The following is a 20970-nucleotide window of genomic DNA, read 5'->3' as shown; positions in this document are numbered from 1 at the left end:
CATAATTCTATTTTTAGAATGTGATTATCTTAACCTTTCTTAATTTCACAGTAGATTTTATGATTAAAGTCCATTTTCAAGTATTAAATATATACAATATAATATTACGTTTAGTTATAAAGTAAAGTTAGTATTAACTAATTGTAAAGGCAAAATCAGGCAAAAAAAGACCAAAAATCGCTTATTTTAGAAAAACCTTTAAAAACTTTCAAATCAGATTAGTAGTTCTATTACTTGTTCCATTTAACTATTAAGTCATTTATATTTGACATTACTCTAGTGTGTATTCCACACCATTTGAGACTCTTTTTTGACTGCTGAGGTGCTGATACAAAAGCTCTAAATATCTTTATTTTATGGAAATAAAGTATAAATTGGGCTTTTTTCTTAAAAATAACAATGCAGTGAGTTCGCCCGAGAAACAATTGTTAAATACGCTATCAGTGTGACTTAAATTCAAAAATACGTTGTTAGCGCGCCGATTTTTTGAAAAAAAACCAAAACATTTATATGTGATCCTGATGTGAACTAATGCTGTCCCAGAATAGCTTAAATGGTTAAAAACTTTCATAATACCTTACTTGAATTATGTATTAAAATTAAAAACTCATAATATTGCACTGAAATTGTATTATGAAATAAGCGATACCATAGTAGGTGGGCTACTGGGTCAAGAAATTTTCCTATGACATTGTCATAGAATCGGAGGCGGTACAATTAAGCGGAAACTCACATATGCAACAATGGTTGCAGTATGTGTGATGTTCAGTACGTTGCCATTTGCAGCAGCTACTGAAATCCAAAATACAACTTTTAATGTAACACAAAGCTCATCCGTAAATGCGGTTACGGAAAAAGGCTTAAAAATAGGAGCAAACGGAACATACGTTGTTGAATTACAGAAATGGCTCAAAGAACAGGGATATTACACTGGAGACGTTGATGGATCATTCGGTCCATACACAGAACTAGCTGTTAAATACTTCCAGAACGACTCAAGTATAGTCGTAGATGGATGGGTTGCAAATCAAACAACATGTGCAATGGAAGACATAAACGGTGTAAACATATTTGAAGAAGTATTCAACACTTCTACAAGTTCTAGTAACGTCAAATCAACAGATAAAACAAACGTAACCAAAAGCTCAACAACTACCACTAAATCTAGTGTAAACAAAACAAGCTCAACAACTACAAGTGTAACTAAAAAAGAGACAACAAGTACAGCTAAAAAACAGAGCACAAGCACAACTAAAAAAACCAGTACAGCATCAACATCATCTGCATCTCTATCAGCAATCCTTGCAAGCGGTGCTAACTACGGTTACAGTCATTCAGCTAGTACAGCTGCAGGAATGGTATCAATAGGAAGCGGAGACTGCTGGGCAATGAGTGAATACCTATACGGAAAACTCTCTGCAGCAGGTATCCATTCAAGAATAGTTCAGTACAGCACAGCATACTCAGCACGCCACAGATCAGTTCAACTGTATCAAAACGGTGCATGGGTAGATGTTCCATACTCAAGCTACGGCTACAGTACCATGTTCAAGGCTACTTCAAGTAAGCCCGGAATGACTGTTTTAGCTTCTTGCTAAATTAGGAAACTGCTTAACTAGATGATCAAAAGCTTTTATAGCTTTTGATTATCTTTAAATTCCTATTTTTTAAAATAAAACATTATATTTTAATACAAAATTTAAATAGCAGGATATTCCAATAAATAAAAAAAATTAATCTTATTAAATACTGTTTAAACTAATTTTAAATCTAAATTTTAACTTAGATTCTATAATAATACAAAATTAAAGTTAATAGGGACGTTCAATATTCCCTTCTAATAATTTGATTATATTTCTTCTTCTCTTTGCTTCCATTAGCAGTATTTCAGCATATTTTTTTGCTTTGTCATATCTGTCTATTAATTCTTCCAGATCTTCAATTACATCTTCATGCCCCAAACTGAACCGAGCCTCTATCTCCTGTAATTTTGAAAAATCATCCCCCTTAACGTCCATTTTGACAGTATCCCTATCTATACATATTTGAATTTCGACTTTTTGGGATATATCATAATATTTTCTAGGGCGACCTCGTTCTATCTTTTGAAAAGAAGATTTTAAAAGTCCTAACTCTTCCATTGCCTTTAAATGTTCAATAATGGCTTTTTGCCCTATTTCAAGTTCCTTTGATATTTCACTTACAAAACGGGGCTCCCCTGTTAATAAAATCAGTATATCCCTTCTTGTCTTACATCCCATGACGTCAAGTATTGCTTCAAGATCCATTTTTCATCCCTGATTAAAGTTATTTAGTTTAAATATCTCCATTTAAAATTTATATATGAAGTTCCATTAATTAGATATTAGTATTTATATATTCATGACCAAATGTTATGCAAGTGTTATCTGTATTCAAATTTATACACTTTAAAAATTTTAACAACGTTCCAATTTATAATATAATCATCTTGCAGTAATTTATTAACATGAGTGTATAAAGAAATTTAATACAAACACTCTGCTTTTTTATACAATTAACTATATTGGTAGAAAGATTTATATAACCTTTTGTAACTATAACCTATTAAAGATTACTATTATTTTTATCACTACAAAAGGTGAATTAATGACTGATAAAGATGAGTTAAAAACGCTAAAAAATGATCTGAAAGAGAAAGAATCAGAAATTGAAGATCTAAACAAGCAGATTGAAGAAAAGGATCAGAAAATCGATGATTATTTCTCACAACTGCAGCGTCTTCAGGCTGATTTTGAAAACTACAAGAGACGATCAGAAAAAGATATTGACAGCTTCAGAAAGTATGCCAATGAAGGCCTGATTATCAAATTGATAGACACTTATGAAGACCTAGAAAGAGCCCTAAAATCAAGTGAAAAAGGTGAAAACCTTAAAGAAGGTGTTGAATTAATATATAAAAACCTTAAAAATGTACTTGAAAAAGAAGGACTTGAAGAAATTCCAACTACCGGTGAAAAATTCGACCCATTTAAACATGAAGCATTGATGACAGAAAACCATGAAGACTATGAAAGTGGGGTCGTAACCGAAGAACTTGCAAAGGGATACTCCCTCAAATCAAAAGTAATCAAATGTGCAATGGTTAAAGTTTGCAAAAAATAACCAAATTATGTTAAATTAAAAAAAATTTACAAAAATTATGAAATGTTAGTAAAATAAGGTGATATAATGGCTAATAATAAGAAAGAAAAAATCATAGGTATAGACCTTGGAACAAGTAACTCCGCAGCAGCAGTTTTAGTCGGTGGAAAACCAACTATCATACCAAGTGCAGAAGGGGCAACCCAGTACGGAAAAGCTTTCCCAAGTTACGTTGCATTTACTTCTGACGGACAGAGGTTAGTTGGGGAACCTGCAAGAAGACAGGCTGTAACAAACCCTGAAAACACCATAAGTGCCATAAAAAGAAGCATGGGTACAGATTATAAAGTGAATGTCCTCGGAAAACAATACACTCCTCAAGAAATTTCTGCTTTTATCTTACAAAAGATTAAAAAAGATGCAGAAGCTTTCCTCGGTGAAGAAGTGCAGAAAGCTGTTATTACAGTCCCAGCATACTTCAACGACAACCAGAGAACCGCTACAAAAGACGCAGGTACAATTGCAGGTCTTGAAGTTGTAAGGCTCGTAAACGAACCTACAGCAGCAAGTTTAGCATACGGTATCGATAAAGAACAGGAAGAAGAACTTGAAATTATGGTTTTCGATTTCGGTGGTGGAACACTCGACGTAACCGTTATGGAATTCGGAGGAGGAGTATTCGAAGTCAGATCTACAAGTGGGGACACCAAACTCGGTGGAACTGATATGGACAACGCCATCATGAACTACCTCGCAGATGAATTCAAAAGAGAAACCGGAATAGACATCATGAATGACGACCAGGCTGTCCAGAGATTAAGAGAAGCGGCTGAAAAAGCAAAAATCGAGCTTTCAACAACCTTAACATCTGACATAAACCTCCCATTCATAACTGCAACTGCAGAAGGTCCAAAACACCTGACAACTACATTAACAAGGGCTAAACTCGAAGAATTAGTTGACCCAATCATTAAAAGATGTAGTGGACCAATGGAACAGGCATTATCCGATGCTAAAATGTCCAAATCTGACGTTGACAAAATTATATTAGTAGGTGGACCAACAAGGATGCCAGCTGTACAGAGCTTTGTTGAAAAATTCATAGGTAAATCAATTGAGCGAGGAATAGACCCAATGGAATGTGTAGCTATGGGTGCTGCAATCCAGGGTGGAGTTTTAGCAGGAGAAATCAAAGACCTCGTATTACTTGACGTTACACCATTATCTCTCGGAATAGAAACTCTTGGTAATGTATCTACCAAATTAATAGAAAGAAACACTACTATTCCAACCAAAAAGAGCCAGATATTTTCAACTGCAGCAGACAACCAGACATCTGTAGATATCCACGTCCTGCAGGGCGAAAGGCCAATGGCATATGATAACACGACCCTTGGAAGGTTCCAGTTAGTAGGAATACCACCAGCACCAAGAGGAATGCCTCAAATCGAAGTAACATTTGATATAGACGCAAACGGTATCATGAACGTTTCAGCTAAAGATATGGGAACTGGTAAAGAGCAGGCAATTACCATAACTGCTTCAACTAAATTATCGCAGGACGAAATTGACCAGAAAATTAAAGACGCTGAAATGCACGCTGAAGAAGACAAAAAGAGGCAGGAAGAAATTCAGGTCAGAAATGACGCTGATTCAATGATCTACACTTCAGAGAAAACTCTTGAAGAACTGGGCGACAAAGTAGATAAAGACCAGAAAGAAAAGATAGAAGCTTTAGTTAAAGAACTCAGGGATTTAACTGGAGGAGACGATATCGCTGCAATTAAAAGTAAAACTGAAGAGCTAACTAAAGTGGTCCAGGAAGTAGGTGCTAAAATCTACCAGGAAGCACAACAGGCCCAACAAGCTCAGCAGCAAGCACAACAGGATGCACAGGGTGCTCAAGGAAACCAGCAGGGTGGAGATGACGACACCATTGATGCAGACTATGAAGTTAAAAAATAAGCTTCATCTTATAAAATAGGGAGTTTCATTACTACACTCAAAAATCTCTCGAAATCGAAGATTTCGGAGCACGGAAATCGAAGATTTTCGCGGTTACAAAATCTCTGATTTTGTAAACATTTTTCTCAGGCTTCAATTTTCAACCGAAAAAATTTGTAGAATGTTTCCATGTCCCGAAAACCTGCGGTTTTCGAGGACCGCAAAAATTTAAAAAATTTTTGCAGGGCTCCCTTTTTATAAATATAAATAGGAAAAATTTTATAGATAGATAAGATAAAAAGTTGGAGGAAAATCCTTCTTCTATTTTTAAAGCCTCAAAAAAAAACAAAGTTTTTTTGTGGTTCGGAAATTCATAGAATTTCCTCAACTTGGAAAAATAGATTTTCAAGACTTAATTCCTCAAAAATTGAGGATTTTTAATAAATAAAGTTAATTTTTATCATGAATTGATTAAAAGGTGAAGGTAAGATTGATATGGCAGAAAAGCGTGATTATTACGATATCCTTGGAGTAGAGAAAGGATCAGATAAAAAAGATATTAAAAAGGCATATCGTAAATTAGCAATGAAATATCACCCAGATGTAAGTGATGACCCAGAATGTGCAGAAAAATTCAAAGAAATAAGTGAAGCTTATGCTGTTCTTTCAGATGAAGATAAAAGACACACTTATGACCAGTTTGGACATGCTGGAATGGGCGGATACTCCACAGAGGATGCATTCAGAGATATAAACTTTGAAGATATTTTTAAAGGTTTTGGATTCGATTTTGGAGACATATTTGATATTTTCGGTTTTGGAGGAGGTCGAAGACGAAGCCAGGCACAGAGAGGAAATGACGTCATTTATGAACTTGACATTACGCTTGAAGATGCTGCATTTGGACTTGAAACCGACATAGAAGTACCACATAAAAAAGTATGTCCAACATGTGGAGGTACAAGGGCAGAACCTGGAACTGAAACAAGGCAGTGTGCAACCTGTGGAGGTACCGGACAGGTACAGCATATAAACAGGACTCCTTTTGGCCAATTTGTTAATGTAGCACCATGTAGGGACTGTAGAGGTGAAGGAGTAATTGTTGACACTCCATGCCACGAATGCCGTGGAAAAGGAATTGTAAGAGAAACCAATACAATTCATATAAAAGTCCCAGCAGGTGTTGAAGATGGATCACGTCTCAGAGTTCCGGGAGAAGGGGATGTAGGAATAAAAGGCGGCCCTTCAGGAGATCTTTACGTTATGATTTCTGTTAAGGCACACCCACTATTTGAAAGGCACGGCTCAGACCTGCTTTATGAACAGCCTATAAGTTTTGTACAGGCATCTCTTGGTGATGAAGTAGACATCCCAACCATAGGAGAAGAAGTAGTAAGCTTAAAAATCCCGGCAGGTACACAACCAGGTACTTCATTCCGTATTAAAGGTAAAGGAATGCCACATCTACGCTGGAACGGTAAAGGAAATCTTTACGTTAAAGCAAAAGTCATCGTGCCTAAAAAGTTAAGCACTAAACAGAAAGAGATTTTAAGAGAGTTTGAAGAGATAAGCGGTAAAGAAATTTATACTGAAGACAAAGGGTTCTTTGACAAGATGAAAGACGCTATTAAGCACTGAAATAACCTTTTTACCCTTAAATTCCCAAAATATTCTTTTTTTCAATTACTACCCGATTTATACTACCTATTTAAATTCAGGTAAAACTTCATTCTTGTAAAATTCAATACATTCATGCTGGTTATTTCCTATTTGCTGGATGCAGATACGGTCAAAGCCAGCGTCAATATTTTGTTTTATTATGTTGATGTGTACTTGTGGATCAGAGCTGCAGGGAATACTTTCAGGTATATCTTCTTTTTTAACATTCTTTGCTAGTTCTTCAAAATGTGTCTGTGTAGGAATATCCCAGCTCAAATTTCCTTTAACCGCCATTAAAGGCCAGTATTTATGGACTAAATCAACCGCTTTTTCATCGGTTTCAGCCCAGCTAAGTGAAAATTCCGAGTAAGAAGGCCTGCCTTCTCCTCCTTTTTCATTAAAAATGTCTAAAATTTCTTTTTTCCCGCCGCTTACAATTAGTCCGTCGCCATTAGCCGCGGCAGTAGCTGCAGCTATTGGCCCGTCTGCAGCCATATATATCGGTGGAAGCTCTTCAGGCAATGTATAAATTTGCGCATTTTCAACGTGATAGTAACATCCATCGTAGTCCTGCATTCCTCCCTGCCATAATGTTCTGATTACATCCACCGCTTCTGCAAGCATTTCAATCCTTATTGGTGCTGGCGGCCAGTGATCTCCATAGATATGTTCATTTAGATTTTCACCAGAACCTACCCCTAAAATAAACCTTCCAGGCATTAATGCCGCTATTGTGGCTACGGCTTGAGCTACTAAAGCAGGATGCTGTCTAATTGTAGGGCACGTAACTCCAGTCATTAGCCCTAAATTTTCAGTTACCTGTGATATTCCTCCAAGGGTACTCCAGACAAAAGGACTGTTACCCTGCTGACTTAACCACGGGTGATAATGATCAGATATGCTTGCAAAATCAAACCCTGCTTCTTCAGCATGTTTAGCATAATTTATAAGTTCTTGAGGTCCAAATACTTCACTTCCAAGCTTAAAACCAATTTCTACCAATAACATTCCCCCATATTTTTTAGACTCTTATAATATTTATTAACTATTTTGTATAAATTATTACTAATACTGTTTCACTAACATACCCATTTTAAATAATCCAAAGAATATTTCAAAAAATGTCAATTTAAACAGTGGTGGAAATGATATTGCTTAATTAAATACAACAAGGTAATTAAAATGTATAATTATAGAGCTGTACCTCTACAGAAGAAAACGCTGCAAGATTGTCCTGCATGTAATGAATACATGAAAAATAAAGGAGAATTCTTCCCCTGTTCCCAGGGTAGTACAGAATGAGAAATCGACAAGAGATGATGTCTATGTTTGCACTGTCCCAATGAAATAAAATATAAACTAAACCAGTTTTACTACTTGAAAAAGGTGCTGCCACAGGTAAACATGTTGCAACTGAAACTTTAATCAAAAATATATATCATAATTTGAAAATATTTTTAATATCAGTACTTATTTTAAAACAATTAAATAGAACGAATGTTTGAATAAATTAAACATATCCTTCCATGTATGCTTTTTATTAGATATAATTTATATTTAATTAAAGCAAGTTAAATATCAAGTAGTTTGATACAAAGCTATGTACCTCCATTTAGAGGAATATAGTCAAAGTTATGGATTTTTATAAGTATAAACTTTATAAGCGTGCTGATTCCACTAATATCCCATTAAAATAATATTTCTATTTTTTTTTAGAATTTATTTTTTCAACCATTTCAATTCAAAAATTAACATTTCATAATACAGAAATAATAGAATAGTTATAAGATCAGCTAAATTAGGGAGATGGTTCAATGAACATAGAAGAAGAAATAGACGTAGACGAAATATTTGAAAAAATTGAGAGTTACTTCGGTTTCGTTCCAAAGATCTTTCAAGTACTGGCAGAAAAACCAGCTACATTAAAGGCTTACTGTGAAAAAGTAGAAACAATAAATAATGATGATGCATTACCTTCATTAACCAAAGAATTTGTGGCCATAGGTGCTGCATCTGCAATAGGGGCTGAAAATTGTTTGCTAACTCATCTTAAGGTTGCAGAGAAATTTGGGGCCAAACAAGAACAGCTACTTCTAGCTATTTTAATGGGGTCTTTAATAGCAGAGACAGATGCACTTTCAAAGTCTTTAAGGGTTTATGAAAATTTTAAAGAACAAGTTTAAAATAAAACTCTTACCCCTTTCACCATTAAATAAATTCCAAATACAAACATAACTGCCGCCATCAGATAACGGCTGTTTTTCTGCATCCAAATATTAAGAACATTTAAAAGTTTTTCAGAACGTTCTGGCATTGTAAAGTATACTAAAAGCGGAATTTCAACCACAAGCAGTGTAATTAAAGTAAGAATTATCACCACAGTCACCTTATCAGTAAAACCTGCACTGGAAATTCCAATATCTTTACCCGCTGCAAATACAAGTACAGTAGTTGTAAAATTAACAGCAAACATTCCTAACCCCAAAATCATATACTTTATAAAATCAGAGATACTTGATTTTGATTTACCACCGAATCTACCTTTATCCGGTGCGTCACTGCCCTTCTTATTGATTCTCCAGATTCCAAGTAAAATTAGAAATATTCCAATGGCAAGGTCAAGATAAGCCGATGCAACAGATGGGGGCTTACTTGATGCGACTGCTACTCCTTTTCCCAGCAGTATCCCCGCAGCAGCCACAATAAGCAGGATAATCATAGATCCAAAATAAAATGCAATTCCACTTAATTTAGGGCGGTTTGATATTGATAAAATTAAAATTATTCCTATAAGCACAGTAGGGCTAACAGCAGCCCCTAACGCCAGAGGAAGTATATCAAAGAGTAAAGTTGATAATTCGGACATGTTTAACTCCTTTTAAGATTTTTATAGGGACATAATAGTTTAATATGGATATTATGTTAATTGAGACATATATCTGTTATTATTTCAGCTAAAAAGAAATATCAGATTAAATATTAGATGTTCATTTTATTCCGGCATAAATGAGGGAATCTCAATTTCTGAAATTTTAAGTAAAATTTAGTTTTTGGTTTCTGATCTCCGAGCGATAGCCTGCAAAAACTATGTTTTTGCTCTCCTGAATCCCTCAAAATTTTCGATTTTTTCATGCTTCGATTTTCGACAATGAGGGGATCTCAATTTTTGAAATTATTTATTAAAATTTAAAGAAGAGATTTCAAATTAAAATTTTTTGAATTTGAATAGAAATTAAAATAGGATTTAATTTTGATTTTCGATCTCCGAACGATAGTGAGCTAGGATCAAATGTTTTGAAATCTTTAATGAATTTAGTAAAAAAAGGATTCAATAACTTTTAGAAGAGTATTTAAAATTGAATTCATTTTGATTTTGGTTTTCCACAGCAAAAAATCACAGATTTTTTGCGAGGATTTTGGTTTCACCCTTTTTTAAAAAGGGTGATGGTATGCCGAGAGTAACCCACCTCCTGTTTTAGCAGCATTCATCTATGCGAGCTACCTCTGCCTCATACAGGATTCATCGACAGTATTTGCCCTTACATCCCACGAAATGGCCGTTTCACCGTTCCTTTTGATATCATCAGCTTAGGCATCATGTTCATCTATCAAAAGACGTCTCGTTTCTGCTCCAGAGTCATGCTTCTCAGCATGTGCCTCGCGACACCATGGTTCTGTATGATGGATGGAGTTTCCTCAGTTTAACTTGCAAGTTGCAAGAAACCGGTAGCTGCTCTTCGGCTTACCCATAAACAATAATAAAATTGAACTTGAATATAAATTTTGAGTTTTTAAAGTTAAATTAAAAATGAGTAGCGGGGCCTAGATTTGAACTAGGGCTCTCGGGGTTATGAGCCCCGCGGGATCACCAGACTACCCCACCCCGCTGTACTATCATGGTTTGTACCTAAGAGTATATAAAGGTTTCTCTTAGTCTATTAATAAAAATTAAATTTTAATTTCAACTAATACTTTAAATATATTTAGTAAATTAAGCTATTTAAAGTTAATTGCGCTAAACCACAATATTTTTAATATTAATTAAATACAGCACTGTCATTTATGCAAATGCATCAATAAAATCAAAATTTTCAGGGGATGTAACATATAATTTAACCAATTTAATGCACAATTATGCCCTAAATAACTATTTTTTCTCCATGTCTTCTAATTCTTTAATTTCTCTACCCAAAGAAAATCCCACGATAGTCCTAATAGATACAATTATTGCCAGTATAATCACCTGGTTTAAATTTGGCTCTATAATCGATTTTATAAGATCTCCTGCAATAAAAAACTCCAGACCAATTAGAATTTTAGGGGTAAAATCCAGCCTCACCTCATTATAACTGGTTTTTCTTTTGAGTATTTCAATGGAGAGCACCCCGATTGCTGCCCTTATACCGCCATAGAAAATAACTACAGCTCCAAAATAAGAAAGAATACTTGCAATGTATACTATTACTGTCCCATAATCAACCATGGTAATCAATTAAAAAGGAAAATAAATTTAATTATTCAGTTTCTTCAGGCTCTTTACCTTCTAATTTACTAAGCCTCTCTTCGATGTGTTCAAATTTTTTGTTGGCGTGTCCCCGGTATTCATTGAATCTCCTTTCAAGGTCATCTATTTCCCTGGAAACTTTATCATATTTCTTCTCAAGAGTACCTACATCCGATTTAGTGGCAAGTTCCCAATCTTTTATTAGTCTATCGCTTTGTTCATCTAAAAATTCATCAATTCTTCCAGATAAACTATCTGTACTTATAGGAACATTGACTTTTCCTTTTAACATTTCACTCATTTCAGAAACTTTTTCACTTACTCCTGACATTTTCCTTTCTCCTTCAGGGGTTTGAGTAGTATCATTGTTTGGATGTATCCCTCCAGACACTTTACTACCCACTTGAGAAATACTGGATCGTACACCTACCAAAGAAGCTCCCTTTGTTTCTTGAAGGTAATAATACAAAAGTACGATTATCGCACCAGCTAAAACAAGAATTGCGAATAGTTCTAGCGGTCCCATTGATTATTTCCTCCCTTTAGCACTATCTTCCATTTTTTTATCAAGTTCTGCCTCTTTCTGTTCGAGGTCTTTCATTAATTTCTGGAGTTTTCCGTATTCTGCCTTAGCTTCAAGGCGTGACACTCTTTCACTTATTTCACTGTGAAGATACCCTACCTTGTGCATTATATCTGAAGTACCCTGTCTTATATTAGCAAGCTGTTCCTGCTGATCCTTAGGTAATGGAATCACATTTTCCATCATACGTTTTGTTTCAATGTCTTTTTCCACTAAAGAGATTTTTTTAAGCTCAACCTGTTTTTCAACAAGTGCTACATTATTTTGAGCTTCCCTCACCTTTCTCCATTCACTAAATATGATTATAACAACAATTGCCACAATTACCACAATAATTATCCATACGATATTTTGTGATATTGCAGTTGTATCGAATGCAGCCATATTATTTCACCTTTTAATATTTTTGTCCAAGTTTATATATAATCTTAGTCATTTAGGTGGCCTTTAATTAACTCTACATTTATATGTAGTAATTCCATATAAATAATTTGAAATTTTAACCATTAAAATAAATAAAATTAAAGTCAGAGAGTTATAAACATCTTAAATTGAATAAGTTAAATAAAAAGTAGTATAATTAATTTAAATAGATTTATACCAAACTTACTTCTTATTTACATTAATTAAATCTTCTAGATCAGGATCATCTGCATTTAATCTATTTTCTAACCAATCATCTTCGATTTCATTAAAACTTTCTTCTTTTACATAGTTAAATTCTCTTCTTAAGCTTGAAAGCCTTTCATCAGTTTTTTTGGATGACTTTCTTTTTCTATAAATGATAGAAATACCCAAAATTAAAACTAAAACTAATACAATTGCTATAAAAATTTGAAATATGTCTCCACCAAATAAAAAAGCTGGGAAAGAACCAGTAATATAGCCAACCTCATTTTTATTATTATTTGGAATTTTTTTAACCCCCTAATCGACCCTTAAAAGATTAGTGCATTTCTTAATTGATTTTTATACATTTACTTTATTAAATTATTCTACAATACTAAATTAAGCTTAAAAAGTCATACATACTTAAAAATAAATTATTTTATGACTTTAATAGAGCAGAAACATACAATAAATCTAATTTATTAAATTTTCAAGTTACATCTCCCAATTTTATATGATTAAAGCAAATCATTAAAAACTTATTAATGAAAAAATAGAAAACAACGAATATAATTAAATTTAAAGCTTTATTATTTAAACTGAATCTAAGTAGTTATATCATTAATTTTTATCTAAATTAATTAAAGCATCAATGAAATTGAATTTACGTGATTATATGATTGATATGTACAAAAAATCTGGAAAAATAGCATCAAAAATTAGGAAAGATGCAGTAAACTATGTAAAAGAAGACATGAAAGTTTTAGACCTTGTAGAATTCGTTGAAAATGAAATTGTAGAGCGTGGGGGAAATATTGCATTTCCATGCAATGTTTCTGTAAATGAGATAACTGCCCATTACACATCTCCTGCTGGCGACGAAAATACAATTAAATCTGGAGATGTAGTTAAAATTGATTTAGGTGTACACATAGATGGATACATCGCAGACACTGCAGTAAGCGTACTTGTCGGCGAAGATATGCATGAAGAACTGCGTGAAAAACATGAAAACATGATACTCGCATCCCAGGAAGGGCTTGAAAATGGAATAAGCTCTATAAGAGCAGGTGTAGAAATCGGAAAAGTTGGAGAAATCATAGAAAAAACCATAAACGATAGGGGATTTAACGTTGTATCTAATTTAACAGGCCATAGTATGGACCAATGGATACTTCATGCAGGGCTCTCAATGCCAAACATCAAGGAGAATAATCCACATAAATTAGAAGAAGGAGATGTTCTAGCCATAGAACCATTTGCAACCGACGGTATTGGAAGAGTTACAGATATGAACGAAACATACATATTCAAATTCTTAAGAGACAGACCCATGAGATTAGTTCATGCAAGAAGAGCCTTAAAAATTATAAAAGAAGAATATAAAAGTTTACCATTTTCAGGAAGATGGCTTACAAGTCATTTAAGTGAACATCATTTAAATGCAGCAATGAGGATGTTAATTTCATCAAGAGCAGTCTATCCATATCATGTACTTAGAGAAAAAAGCAATGCAGTTGTTGCACAGTCAGAACATACTGTTATTGTTGAAAGTGATGGTTGCACCGTAATTACGGAATAACATCCCTATTTTTCAGTCTTCTTTCTATTCTTCTTCCACTAACCGATGTGTCTTTATCAGTTAAGTCACTGAAAGAGTTGAAATGATCAAGTAAAGATATATCTAAAAAATCAAAACTTTTAAGATTACCATAATCATCTAAATAGTCAAAAGGTACAGTATAAAGATAATAACTGTAATATTCACAGGTATTTGGTTCAGGATTTATGTAAGACAATATTCTATTGAATTTTTTAATATCTTTTATATCAACATCTGTTAAAAGTATATGCGACCCCAAAACAGATAGATACGCTTTTGCCCGTCCTAAATCTTCTTTCATCCATTTTTTAAGATCTTCTGCCTCATTAAGTAGTTTATTTATTTTATACTTCACTTTAAGTCCATTATCAGTTAAGGAATACATATTATAAGGAGCAAGAGACATTAACATCTTCTTTTGCATTTTAAAGTAGCCTTTATCAATAAGAGGATCTCTTACATATCTATTTTTATATTCTATAGGTGAACCCATTTTTTTATGTAATATATTTACAAGTTCATCGAGCTTCAACTCATGATGTTCTAAAATCAGCTCTATTAATATTTCTTCATGTGGTTTAAAAGGCCACTGGCAGGATTCACCTTCACTAATAATTATACTGCTATAGGAACCTTTTAAAAAGTTGAATTTCTCGCTTATATCTAATTTAAGGCTCTTTTTTAAGAGTAGATCCATCAATGTGAATTTTATCATCTTATCTCCACTGGCTTTAGGAGATACAATAATCAGAGATTCAGCAGGAGTTAAATTTAAGGATTCCATTATCGGAACTCCATTAAAACTAATATCATTTTATCGAATTGATTGTGTGACGGTTGTTACTTTTTTACTACCATCTTTATCATGTAGTTCATCATATACACTTTGTGCACTGTTCAGGTATTCTACTGCGCTGTCCATTTCCCCTTTTTCTTTGTATATTATACCAATATTATAAAGTGCATCCGCCATTTCTTCCATGTTATTTGTTTCAATGGTATATTCATACGCCTTATCAAAATATATTAACGCTTTATCTAAATTACCACGGCGCATGTTTTTTATTCCATTTAACATAAGGTAAGATAATTCTTTTCGTTTTTCGGTTGTACGTAACCTATAATACAGGATTAACATACCACCGTAAGCAAGGCACATTGCCCCTAAAAGTGTAATTATGTCCATTTTAATCACATAATATAGTTATAATTGTTGGAATATAATTTAAAAAAATAAAACCCTCAAACACAAAGTGTTTGGGGTGCCAAAAATTCATAGAATTTTTGAGCAATAAAAAGTTAGTAGGAACTAGTTCCTACATTCTCAAACTTAGTAGTTTGCAAGTGGGTCTTCTTTTTCTGTGCTTGCTTTGTATGGGACTGGTAATCCCATTGCGATCCTTTCATCAATTGTTTTTTGATTCTTGGTTTTTTTGTCTTTTGCAAGCTTTTCTAAGAGACCGAGACCTGGTTTTACATCAGCCATAGGTTTGGTTTCGATTAAACCTGCGTCAACGGCAAGTTTAAATACGTTTTCACCAGCGTCAGTACGGGTAAGTACTGTTGACCAGCCGTCTGGAGAACCTACTGAACCTGTTGAAAGGTCAGCTAATTCTGCAACGTAGTCAAGACAAACTTTACATCCGCTCTGTTCGTATCCGTGTGTTTCTTTGAGTGGAATGCTTAATTCGTCGTCTGCTGTGTATATCCAGAATTTACCTTTACCTATGTCCATTTTTTCGACTAGTTCTGGGCTAACTCCCATTTTCTCTGAGATGAATGTCTGGAGAGATGCAAATGGGAAGTTTTCCATACAGTATATACCTAAAAGTAATGCAATTTTGTCTGCGACAAATCTTACACCAAATGGATATGACTGCATTTTCCTTATACCCATGGTCTGACATGGAATTGCTACAGTACCAATTTTTTCAAGACCGTATTGTCTTGCAGCTTGTTTCAGCATGAATACATTTGGTGAAAATGTATATTTGGTACCTGCTGCAGCTAAAATTTCATCAGATGACATAGCAACCATTGGTTCTGGTTTCCACATGTCTTTTCCAGGTCCGGATACAACTGCACCATCTATAATTTTCTCATCAAGAGCAAATGATAGGAGAGCTGATACAATTCCTCCGTCCTGTGAAATTTTCTGGATCTGTTTATCGGTTGATCTTGCAGAGAGTGCTTCTTTATATGTTCCTAATACCATTTTTTAGCCTCCTATAATCCAGTATCCTTTTTAATTCTTTCCATTGGCCACCAGCTTCTTGGGCACTGAGTGTAACATATACCACATTTTACACATCTGTCCTCATTTAGTTCTGGTCTACCGTTTGTCATGTCAAGTGCACGTGTCTGACAGGCCATTGCACAGGTTCCACATGCTATACATAATGCCTGGTTTACTACTTTAAGTTGTAAATCACATCCACATGCTTCGGTGTAGCCAACAAGATCCATCATTGGTTGTAAGTAGTCCATATCACCGTTAAGTACAGCAACAACTGTTTTAGCGATGATTTCTGGTGATGGTGGGCATCCTGGGATTGCCAAATCAACTTTAACAACATCTGCTATTGGCACGAATGATTCGTGAGCTGGCTGTGCTTGCTGTCCACCTCTTGAATATCTGGTGAAACAACCTGTTGCAGCACAGGAACCGTAAGCAACTACTAATCCTGCCTTTTCACGAACTTCTTTTAGTTCATGTAAACTGTGTTCATCTTGAAGACATACAGATCCTTCTACTAAGGCTATGTCCATTTCTGGTATGTCCCATCGGTCTACCAGTGTTTGTCCGTATACTATATCCACCATTTCAGTGAGTAAAGGTGCTAAAATGTCGTAATTTTCAGTCAACGACATTACATCTCCTGTACACCCGCTCAAGTGGATGTATCCAATTCTTGGTTTAGGTTTCTCTTCAGCCACTTTTTCAACCTCCTCGTTTGAAGCTACTTTTTTTTCTTCCATTGGCACTTCTTTTTCTTCCGCCGGTTTAGCTTCCATTCCTAAAAATTTTTTAATTCGGGCTAACATATGCTAAACCCCTATTTCCTTTAAAATGATTTCCATGGCCTTGGGAATGGCATTTTCCACACTTTCAGTTAAACTCATTTTAACATCAGGGGCAGAGATAGACTCTGGCTGGCATCCAATTACGAAAACTTCGCATTTTTTACTTAATTCATGTAAAGGTTCTTCCACCGACCATGAATGTGCATCGGTATATCGTCCCTCTGGAAGCTCTGTTACCTCAAATCTCCGTACTGTCCCTGGTTCAGCTCTAGATTCAACCACATCTACTACTATAAGCTTCTTCCATGATTCATGTGGAAGAGAAAATATAAAATGTGGTGCACTAGTCCCTGCGTCTACTAACATCGTGTTTTCTGGAAGTTCATGATCCTTGAAATATTCCTGTAAGGCCGTTATTACTGCTGGTCCAAATCCGTCATCTTCGAAAAGGACATTTCCGCAGCCAACTACTAAAATCTCCGCATCGTATGGCATTTTTATTCCCTTATAATCTGACCATTTCGTCTTTTAAGACACTCTTGTCTTCGTCGTCTATTACTATCATGTGTGTAGCACAAGACAGACAAGGGTCGTATCCTCTTATTACGTGTGGCCCAAATTCATGGTGGAATCCTTCGGTTGCAGGCCCCATAGTTGGAATGTTCCAGGTTGTTGGGACTAAAGCGCTGTAGAATTCAGTTTTACCGTTTTCGCCTACTTGAGCCATGTGAACGTCCATTCCTCTTGGACCTTCAATTGCACCGATTCCGAGTTTACCGGTACCTCTGACATCAAAGTTACCAACGTTTGCAGGAGCAGATGTATCGAGTTCATCAAGTATGGCTATTGCTTTTGAAAGAGCAGATTTCATTTCTAAAGCTCTTGCTACGTGTTGGGCAACTGTACCTTTTCCAGTAAATCCACTGTATTCAACCATTCTGGCTCTTGGACCTACTTCTATATTCCTACCATCATATAATGGAATTGTGGAACAGGCTTTTTTACCGATTTCTGGGTCGTCATACCATCTTTCTGGCATTATTTCAGTGAACCTGTCTAGGTCAAATTTGGTTCTGTCACCGTAAAGCACATCTGTAGCCATAGTTTTCTGGTCGTGTACACCTAAACCTTTTGGTAAGTCTTTATCTTCAACTAAACCTATGAATAGATCAACAAATTCGTTAAGTTTAGGTTCTAATGCTTTTGTTCGGGCATATAACCTTTTCCTAGCTAATTCACTTATGTTTCGAGCCATTCCGCCTATTCTAATATCAGCAGGATGTATACCTTCACCCGCTACTACGTCAACCACGTTCTGAGAAGTCTTTCGGATTTCGGAGACCATGTTTATCGCTGTTGTGAGTAAATCTGCTGGCACAAAATCAGGTGCAACGAGGAACTGGTGTATAGCGTGACTGTTTATATGGTGAGCTGCTAAAGTTAACTCTCTTAACTGCCTACCTGCTTTTGGTGGTTCTATACCTAATGAATCATCCATAGCTTCCACTGATGCTAAAGTATGAGGTATAGGGCAGACACCACAGATCCTCTGCACGATTACTGGTGCGGTTTCTGGAGCTTTGCCTGTTACTATCTTTTCTAGTCCTCTGACTGGAGTAATACTTAAGTATCGCCCCTTAGTTACTATTCCTTCATCGTCGACTTCCATGACCAGTTCGGCATGTCCTTCCTGTCGTGATGTTGGCGATATAACAATCTTTTCGCTCAAATGTATCACCTCTTGTTTTTAAAATATACGAATATCACTATTTCAATTTATTATCTATAATAATAAGCTTTTCTTTGAAAAAAAAAAATGAAAAATATATATAACATAAAAGACTAATTAACAATCTCCGATTAATAAGCTTAACATTATATAAATATAAAAACAACGAAAACATCTTTAATTTTTTAAAAACACTTCATTAACGCACTTATAAGCTTTTTTCTAACTATAATCGGGAACACTAAAACTATAATAAGTCAAAGATTTATATTAGTAAACATTATTTAAGTAATAACTCCAATTTAGAGATCAGTGCAATTCTATGAAGAGGTGAACTAATGGTTAACACAAAGATTCTTTTATCCGTTGTTATTGTATTACTCATAGGTGTCGCAGCGGCTACTTATCAGGTTACTACAACTACTACAGGCTTATGGCAGCCTTCTACTTCACAGGACAACCAGCAATCTTCAGATCAGGGCACAACTACCTCGTCTGATGGAAGTCAAACCCAAACTCAAACCCAGAGTGGTACAACTTCTACAGGAACCCAAACTTCAAGTTCAAATGGAGGTAGTAGTGTGAAAATATCAGCAAGCGAAGCTAAATCAATTGTTCAAAATAATTATATAGAACAGGATGGAGCAACCGCAGGTACTCCTAAGCTTACAACAATGGACGGTGAAAAAGTCTATATTGTTCCAATCATGTACAACGGTAAACAAGCCGGAGAAATCTGGATAAACGCTAAAACAGGTAAAAACGTTGGAGGTGCAGGAGGTGCACCGTAGATGGTTGATATGGTTGAGACTGAATATGAATGTTGTAAAATAATTTCTAAAAATGTTGAAGATGCAATAGTCTTAGAAGGATCACCTGAATTAGGCCTTATAGGAAATATATTAGGATGGCTTTTAGTTGAAGAGCTTAAAATGGAGGAAATAGGATATATTGACTCCAAATATTTCCCTCCTCTTGCAGTACTGTATAAAGGTAAAGCAATCCATCCATTTAGGATATACGCTACAGAAGGAATTGTTTTATTCCTTTCAGATTTCATCATCCCTCAAAATGTCGCTTTCGACATGACAAACGGCATAGTCGACTGGATGGAACGAAATAATAGTAAGGAAATAATTACATTTAACAGCATAGTTGTAAGGGAAAAAAGCCAGGGAGCTGCAGGTGCTGCAAACTCAGATGAATCCCTGGAACGCCTTGGAAAATTAGACCTGCCTATTTTACCATTCGGAAATATAAGCGGTCTATCAGGTACTTTACTTACGAGGAGCATGATGAAAGGCATACCGGGATCCTGTTTATTTGCAGAAATAACAAGCCCATATCCAGACCCAAGGGCTGCTGCAGATGTTACAAACATTTTAAACAAAATGTTAGGCACGAATATCAATGCAGAGCCCCTTATAAAAGAAGCGGAAGAAATAGAAAATAGACTTAAAGAGCTAGCTCAAACTGTACAAGGGCAAGGCGAAACAGAATCACCAGCGTACATGTAAAACTAAGCTGGATTGGTGGTTGCGTGTAATTATTATAAAAATAGTTACATGTAACAGTTTATTTTATATATCAGAACCTACAATCTAGTAATTACCAACTTTGAACTGTATCATAAGGGCCCGTAGCCTAGTTGGATAGGGCGTCGGACTTCTAATCCGAAGGTCCCGGGTTCAAATCCCGGCGGGTCCGCTCAAACTTTTACGAAAAGTTTGAATCCAAAATCCTCACTCAAAATAAAAAATTTTGAGTTGCGGTAAAACCAAAATCAAGGCGAATTCTAATTTTAATTCTTATCTGAATTCCAACAAATTCTAATTTAAATCTTCTTCATTTAAATCCACTGAAGATTTCAAAAACAATTGGGTTTGCCTCGCTTCGCTCGGAAGATCGAAATCTAAAAAGCAGACAAGTTAAATACTAAAATAAAAACTTATAAATCATATCAAACAAATTAATTCTGAATACATGTGGGCCCGTAGCCTAGCCAGGACAGGGCATCAGACTCCTAATCTGAGGGTCCCGGGTTCAAATCCCGGCGGGTCCGCTCAAACTTTTACGAAAAGTTTGAATCCAAAATCTTCACTCAAAAATAAAAAATTTTTGAGTTCCGGAAAACTAAAATCATATTAAATTCAATTTTAATTCTTATTAAATTCAAACAAATTCTATTTTAA

At 35.1% G+C, this 20970-nt stretch carries 22 protein-coding genes, 3 tRNA genes and 1 other RNA gene; 10 read left to right on the top strand and 16 right to left on the bottom strand.

The window, feature by feature from the left end; genetic code table 11:
* Nucleotides 1-743 precede the first annotated feature (743 nt).
* Nucleotides 744-1598: a peptidoglycan-binding domain-containing protein gene (locus ASJ80_RS06960; RefSeq protein WP_069584300.1), complete on the top strand. Its 855-nt coding sequence runs from the start codon at nt 744-746 to the stop codon at nt 1596-1598.
* A gap of 213 nt (nt 1599-1811) precedes the next feature.
* Here the strand turns inward: ASJ80_RS06960 and ASJ80_RS06955 are convergent, their stop codons facing one another.
* Complete coding sequence (locus ASJ80_RS06955) at nt 1812-2288, bottom strand: ArsR/SmtB family transcription factor (RefSeq protein ID WP_069584301.1); 477 nt, start codon at nt 2286-2288, stop codon at nt 1812-1814.
* A gap of 340 nt (nt 2289-2628) precedes the next feature.
* Here ASJ80_RS06955 and grpE point away from each other — a divergent pair, with 340 nt between their 5' ends.
* The 3 genes from grpE (at nt 2629) to dnaJ (ending at nt 6705) form a co-directional block, all read left to right on the top strand.
* Nucleotides 2629-3144, top strand: coding sequence for a nucleotide exchange factor GrpE (gene grpE / locus ASJ80_RS06950; protein ID WP_048081734.1), 516 nt, complete (start codon nt 2629-2631; stop codon nt 3142-3144).
* A 66-nt stretch (nt 3145-3210) separates the two neighbouring features.
* On the top strand, nt 3211-5088 hold the full coding sequence (gene dnaK, locus ASJ80_RS06945) for a molecular chaperone DnaK (RefSeq protein ID WP_069584302.1): 1878 nt from the start codon (nt 3211-3213) through the stop codon (nt 5086-5088).
* A 474-nt stretch (nt 5089-5562) separates the two neighbouring features.
* Complete coding sequence (gene dnaJ / locus ASJ80_RS06940) at nt 5563-6705, top strand: molecular chaperone DnaJ (RefSeq protein ID WP_069584303.1); 1143 nt, start codon at nt 5563-5565, stop codon at nt 6703-6705.
* A gap of 66 nt (nt 6706-6771) precedes the next feature.
* Here the strand turns inward: dnaJ and ASJ80_RS06935 are convergent, their stop codons facing one another.
* Entirely contained in the window at nt 6772-7728 is a 957-nt protein-coding gene (locus tag ASJ80_RS06935) for a TIGR03557 family F420-dependent LLM class oxidoreductase (protein WP_069584304.1), read from the bottom strand.
* Nucleotides 7729-7903: 175 nt separating this feature from the next.
* The gene (locus tag ASJ80_RS17005; protein WP_176720273.1) at nt 7904-8155 is read right to left on the bottom strand and encodes a hypothetical protein; all 252 of its coding nucleotides are present in this window, start codon (nt 8153-8155) and stop codon (nt 7904-7906) included.
* 385 nt (nt 8156-8540) lie between these two features.
* Here ASJ80_RS17005 and ASJ80_RS06930 point away from each other — a divergent pair, with 385 nt between their 5' ends.
* Nucleotides 8541-8909: a carboxymuconolactone decarboxylase family protein gene (locus ASJ80_RS06930; protein WP_069584305.1), complete on the top strand. Its 369-nt coding sequence runs from the start codon at nt 8541-8543 to the stop codon at nt 8907-8909.
* Here ASJ80_RS06930 and ASJ80_RS06925 read toward each other — a convergent pair.
* The 7 genes from ASJ80_RS06925 to ASJ80_RS06895 form a co-directional block, all read right to left on the bottom strand.
* On the bottom strand, nt 8906-9592 hold the full coding sequence (locus ASJ80_RS06925; protein ID WP_069584306.1) for a GAP family protein: 687 nt from the start codon (nt 9590-9592) through the stop codon (nt 8906-8908). The two genes, ASJ80_RS06930 and ASJ80_RS06925, sit on opposite strands and share 4 nt — an antisense overlap.
* Nucleotides 9593-10173: 581 nt before the next feature.
* Nucleotides 10174-10472: RNase P RNA component (rnpB, locus tag ASJ80_RS06920), an RNA gene on the bottom strand.
* Between the two features lie 67 nt (nt 10473-10539).
* Nucleotides 10540-10614: transfer RNA gene (locus ASJ80_RS06915), tRNA-Met, on the bottom strand.
* Between the two features lie 259 nt (nt 10615-10873).
* On the bottom strand, nt 10874-11209 hold the full coding sequence (locus ASJ80_RS06910) for a DUF1622 domain-containing protein (RefSeq protein WP_069584307.1): 336 nt from the start codon (nt 11207-11209) through the stop codon (nt 10874-10876).
* A gap of 31 nt (nt 11210-11240) precedes the next feature.
* Nucleotides 11241-11756 carry a hypothetical protein gene (locus ASJ80_RS06905; protein ID WP_069584308.1) on the bottom strand — a complete coding sequence of 172 codons (516 nt, stop codon included), beginning with the start codon at nt 11754-11756 and terminating at the stop codon, nt 11241-11243.
* Between the two features lie 3 nt (nt 11757-11759).
* Complete coding sequence (locus ASJ80_RS06900; RefSeq protein ID WP_069584309.1) at nt 11760-12197, bottom strand: hypothetical protein; 438 nt, start codon at nt 12195-12197, stop codon at nt 11760-11762.
* Nucleotides 12198-12419: 222 nt separating this feature from the next.
* Nucleotides 12420-12611 (bottom strand): hypothetical protein, encoded by a 192-nt coding sequence (locus tag ASJ80_RS06895; RefSeq protein ID WP_069584310.1) that lies wholly within the window; start codon nt 12609-12611, stop codon nt 12420-12422.
* Between the two features lie 487 nt (nt 12612-13098).
* Here ASJ80_RS06895 and map point away from each other — a divergent pair, with 487 nt between their 5' ends.
* A complete protein-coding gene (gene map, locus ASJ80_RS06890; protein ID WP_069584311.1) occupies nt 13099-14004 on the top strand; it encodes a type II methionyl aminopeptidase in 906 nt (301 codons plus the stop codon).
* Here the strand turns inward: map and ASJ80_RS06885 are convergent.
* The 6 genes from ASJ80_RS06885 to frhA all read right to left on the bottom strand — a co-directional run bounded on the left by ASJ80_RS06885 (nt 13994) and on the right by frhA (nt 18778).
* Entirely contained in the window at nt 13994-14809 is an 816-nt protein-coding gene (locus ASJ80_RS06885; RefSeq protein WP_069584312.1) for a hypothetical protein, read from the bottom strand. The genes map and ASJ80_RS06885 overlap by 11 nt on opposite strands.
* 30 nt (nt 14810-14839) lie before the next feature.
* The gene (locus tag ASJ80_RS06880) at nt 14840-15211 is read right to left on the bottom strand and encodes a tetratricopeptide repeat protein (protein ID WP_069584313.1); all 372 of its coding nucleotides are present in this window, start codon (nt 15209-15211) and stop codon (nt 14840-14842) included.
* A 144-nt stretch (nt 15212-15355) separates the two neighbouring features.
* The gene (frhB, locus tag ASJ80_RS06875) at nt 15356-16240 is read right to left on the bottom strand and encodes a coenzyme F420 hydrogenase subunit beta (RefSeq protein ID WP_069584314.1); all 885 of its coding nucleotides are present in this window, start codon (nt 16238-16240) and stop codon (nt 15356-15358) included.
* Between the two features lie 11 nt (nt 16241-16251).
* Entirely contained in the window at nt 16252-17070 is an 819-nt protein-coding gene (gene frhG, locus ASJ80_RS06870) for a coenzyme F420 hydrogenase subunit gamma (protein WP_069584315.1), read from the bottom strand.
* A 3-nt stretch (nt 17071-17073) separates the two neighbouring features.
* Nucleotides 17074-17544, bottom strand: a complete 471-nt coding sequence (frhD, locus tag ASJ80_RS06865; RefSeq protein ID WP_069584316.1) for a coenzyme F420-reducing hydrogenase, FrhD protein — start codon at nt 17542-17544, stop codon at nt 17074-17076.
* Nucleotides 17545-17554: 10 nt separating this feature from the next.
* Nucleotides 17555-18778 (bottom strand): coenzyme F420 hydrogenase subunit alpha, encoded by a 1224-nt coding sequence (frhA, locus tag ASJ80_RS06860; protein WP_069584317.1) that lies wholly within the window; start codon nt 18776-18778, stop codon nt 17555-17557.
* A 338-nt stretch (nt 18779-19116) separates the two neighbouring features.
* Between frhA and ASJ80_RS06855 the strand changes: the two genes are divergently transcribed.
* From ASJ80_RS06855 to ASJ80_RS06840, 4 genes are all read left to right on the top strand, one after another.
* Complete coding sequence (locus ASJ80_RS06855; protein WP_069584318.1) at nt 19117-19569, top strand: PepSY domain-containing protein; 453 nt, start codon at nt 19117-19119, stop codon at nt 19567-19569.
* Nucleotides 19570-20295 carry a proteasome assembly chaperone family protein gene (locus tag ASJ80_RS06850; protein WP_083241001.1) on the top strand — a complete coding sequence of 242 codons (726 nt, stop codon included), beginning with the start codon at nt 19570-19572 and terminating at the stop codon, nt 20293-20295.
* Nucleotides 20296-20411: 116 nt separating this feature from the next.
* Nucleotides 20412-20485: transfer RNA gene (locus tag ASJ80_RS06845), tRNA-Arg, on the top strand.
* 280 nt (nt 20486-20765) lie between these two features.
* Nucleotides 20766-20840: transfer RNA gene (locus ASJ80_RS06840), tRNA-Arg, on the top strand.
* Nucleotides 20841-20970 lie beyond the last annotated feature (130 nt).

Origin of the sequence: Methanobacterium bryantii (assembly GCF_002287175.1) — an archaeon.
GTDB lineage: Archaea > Methanobacteriota > Methanobacteria > Methanobacteriales > Methanobacteriaceae > Methanobacterium_D > Methanobacterium_D bryantii.
The sequence above is the reverse complement of the archived record's forward strand: the minus strand, read 5'-3'. Positions and strand labels throughout refer to the sequence as shown.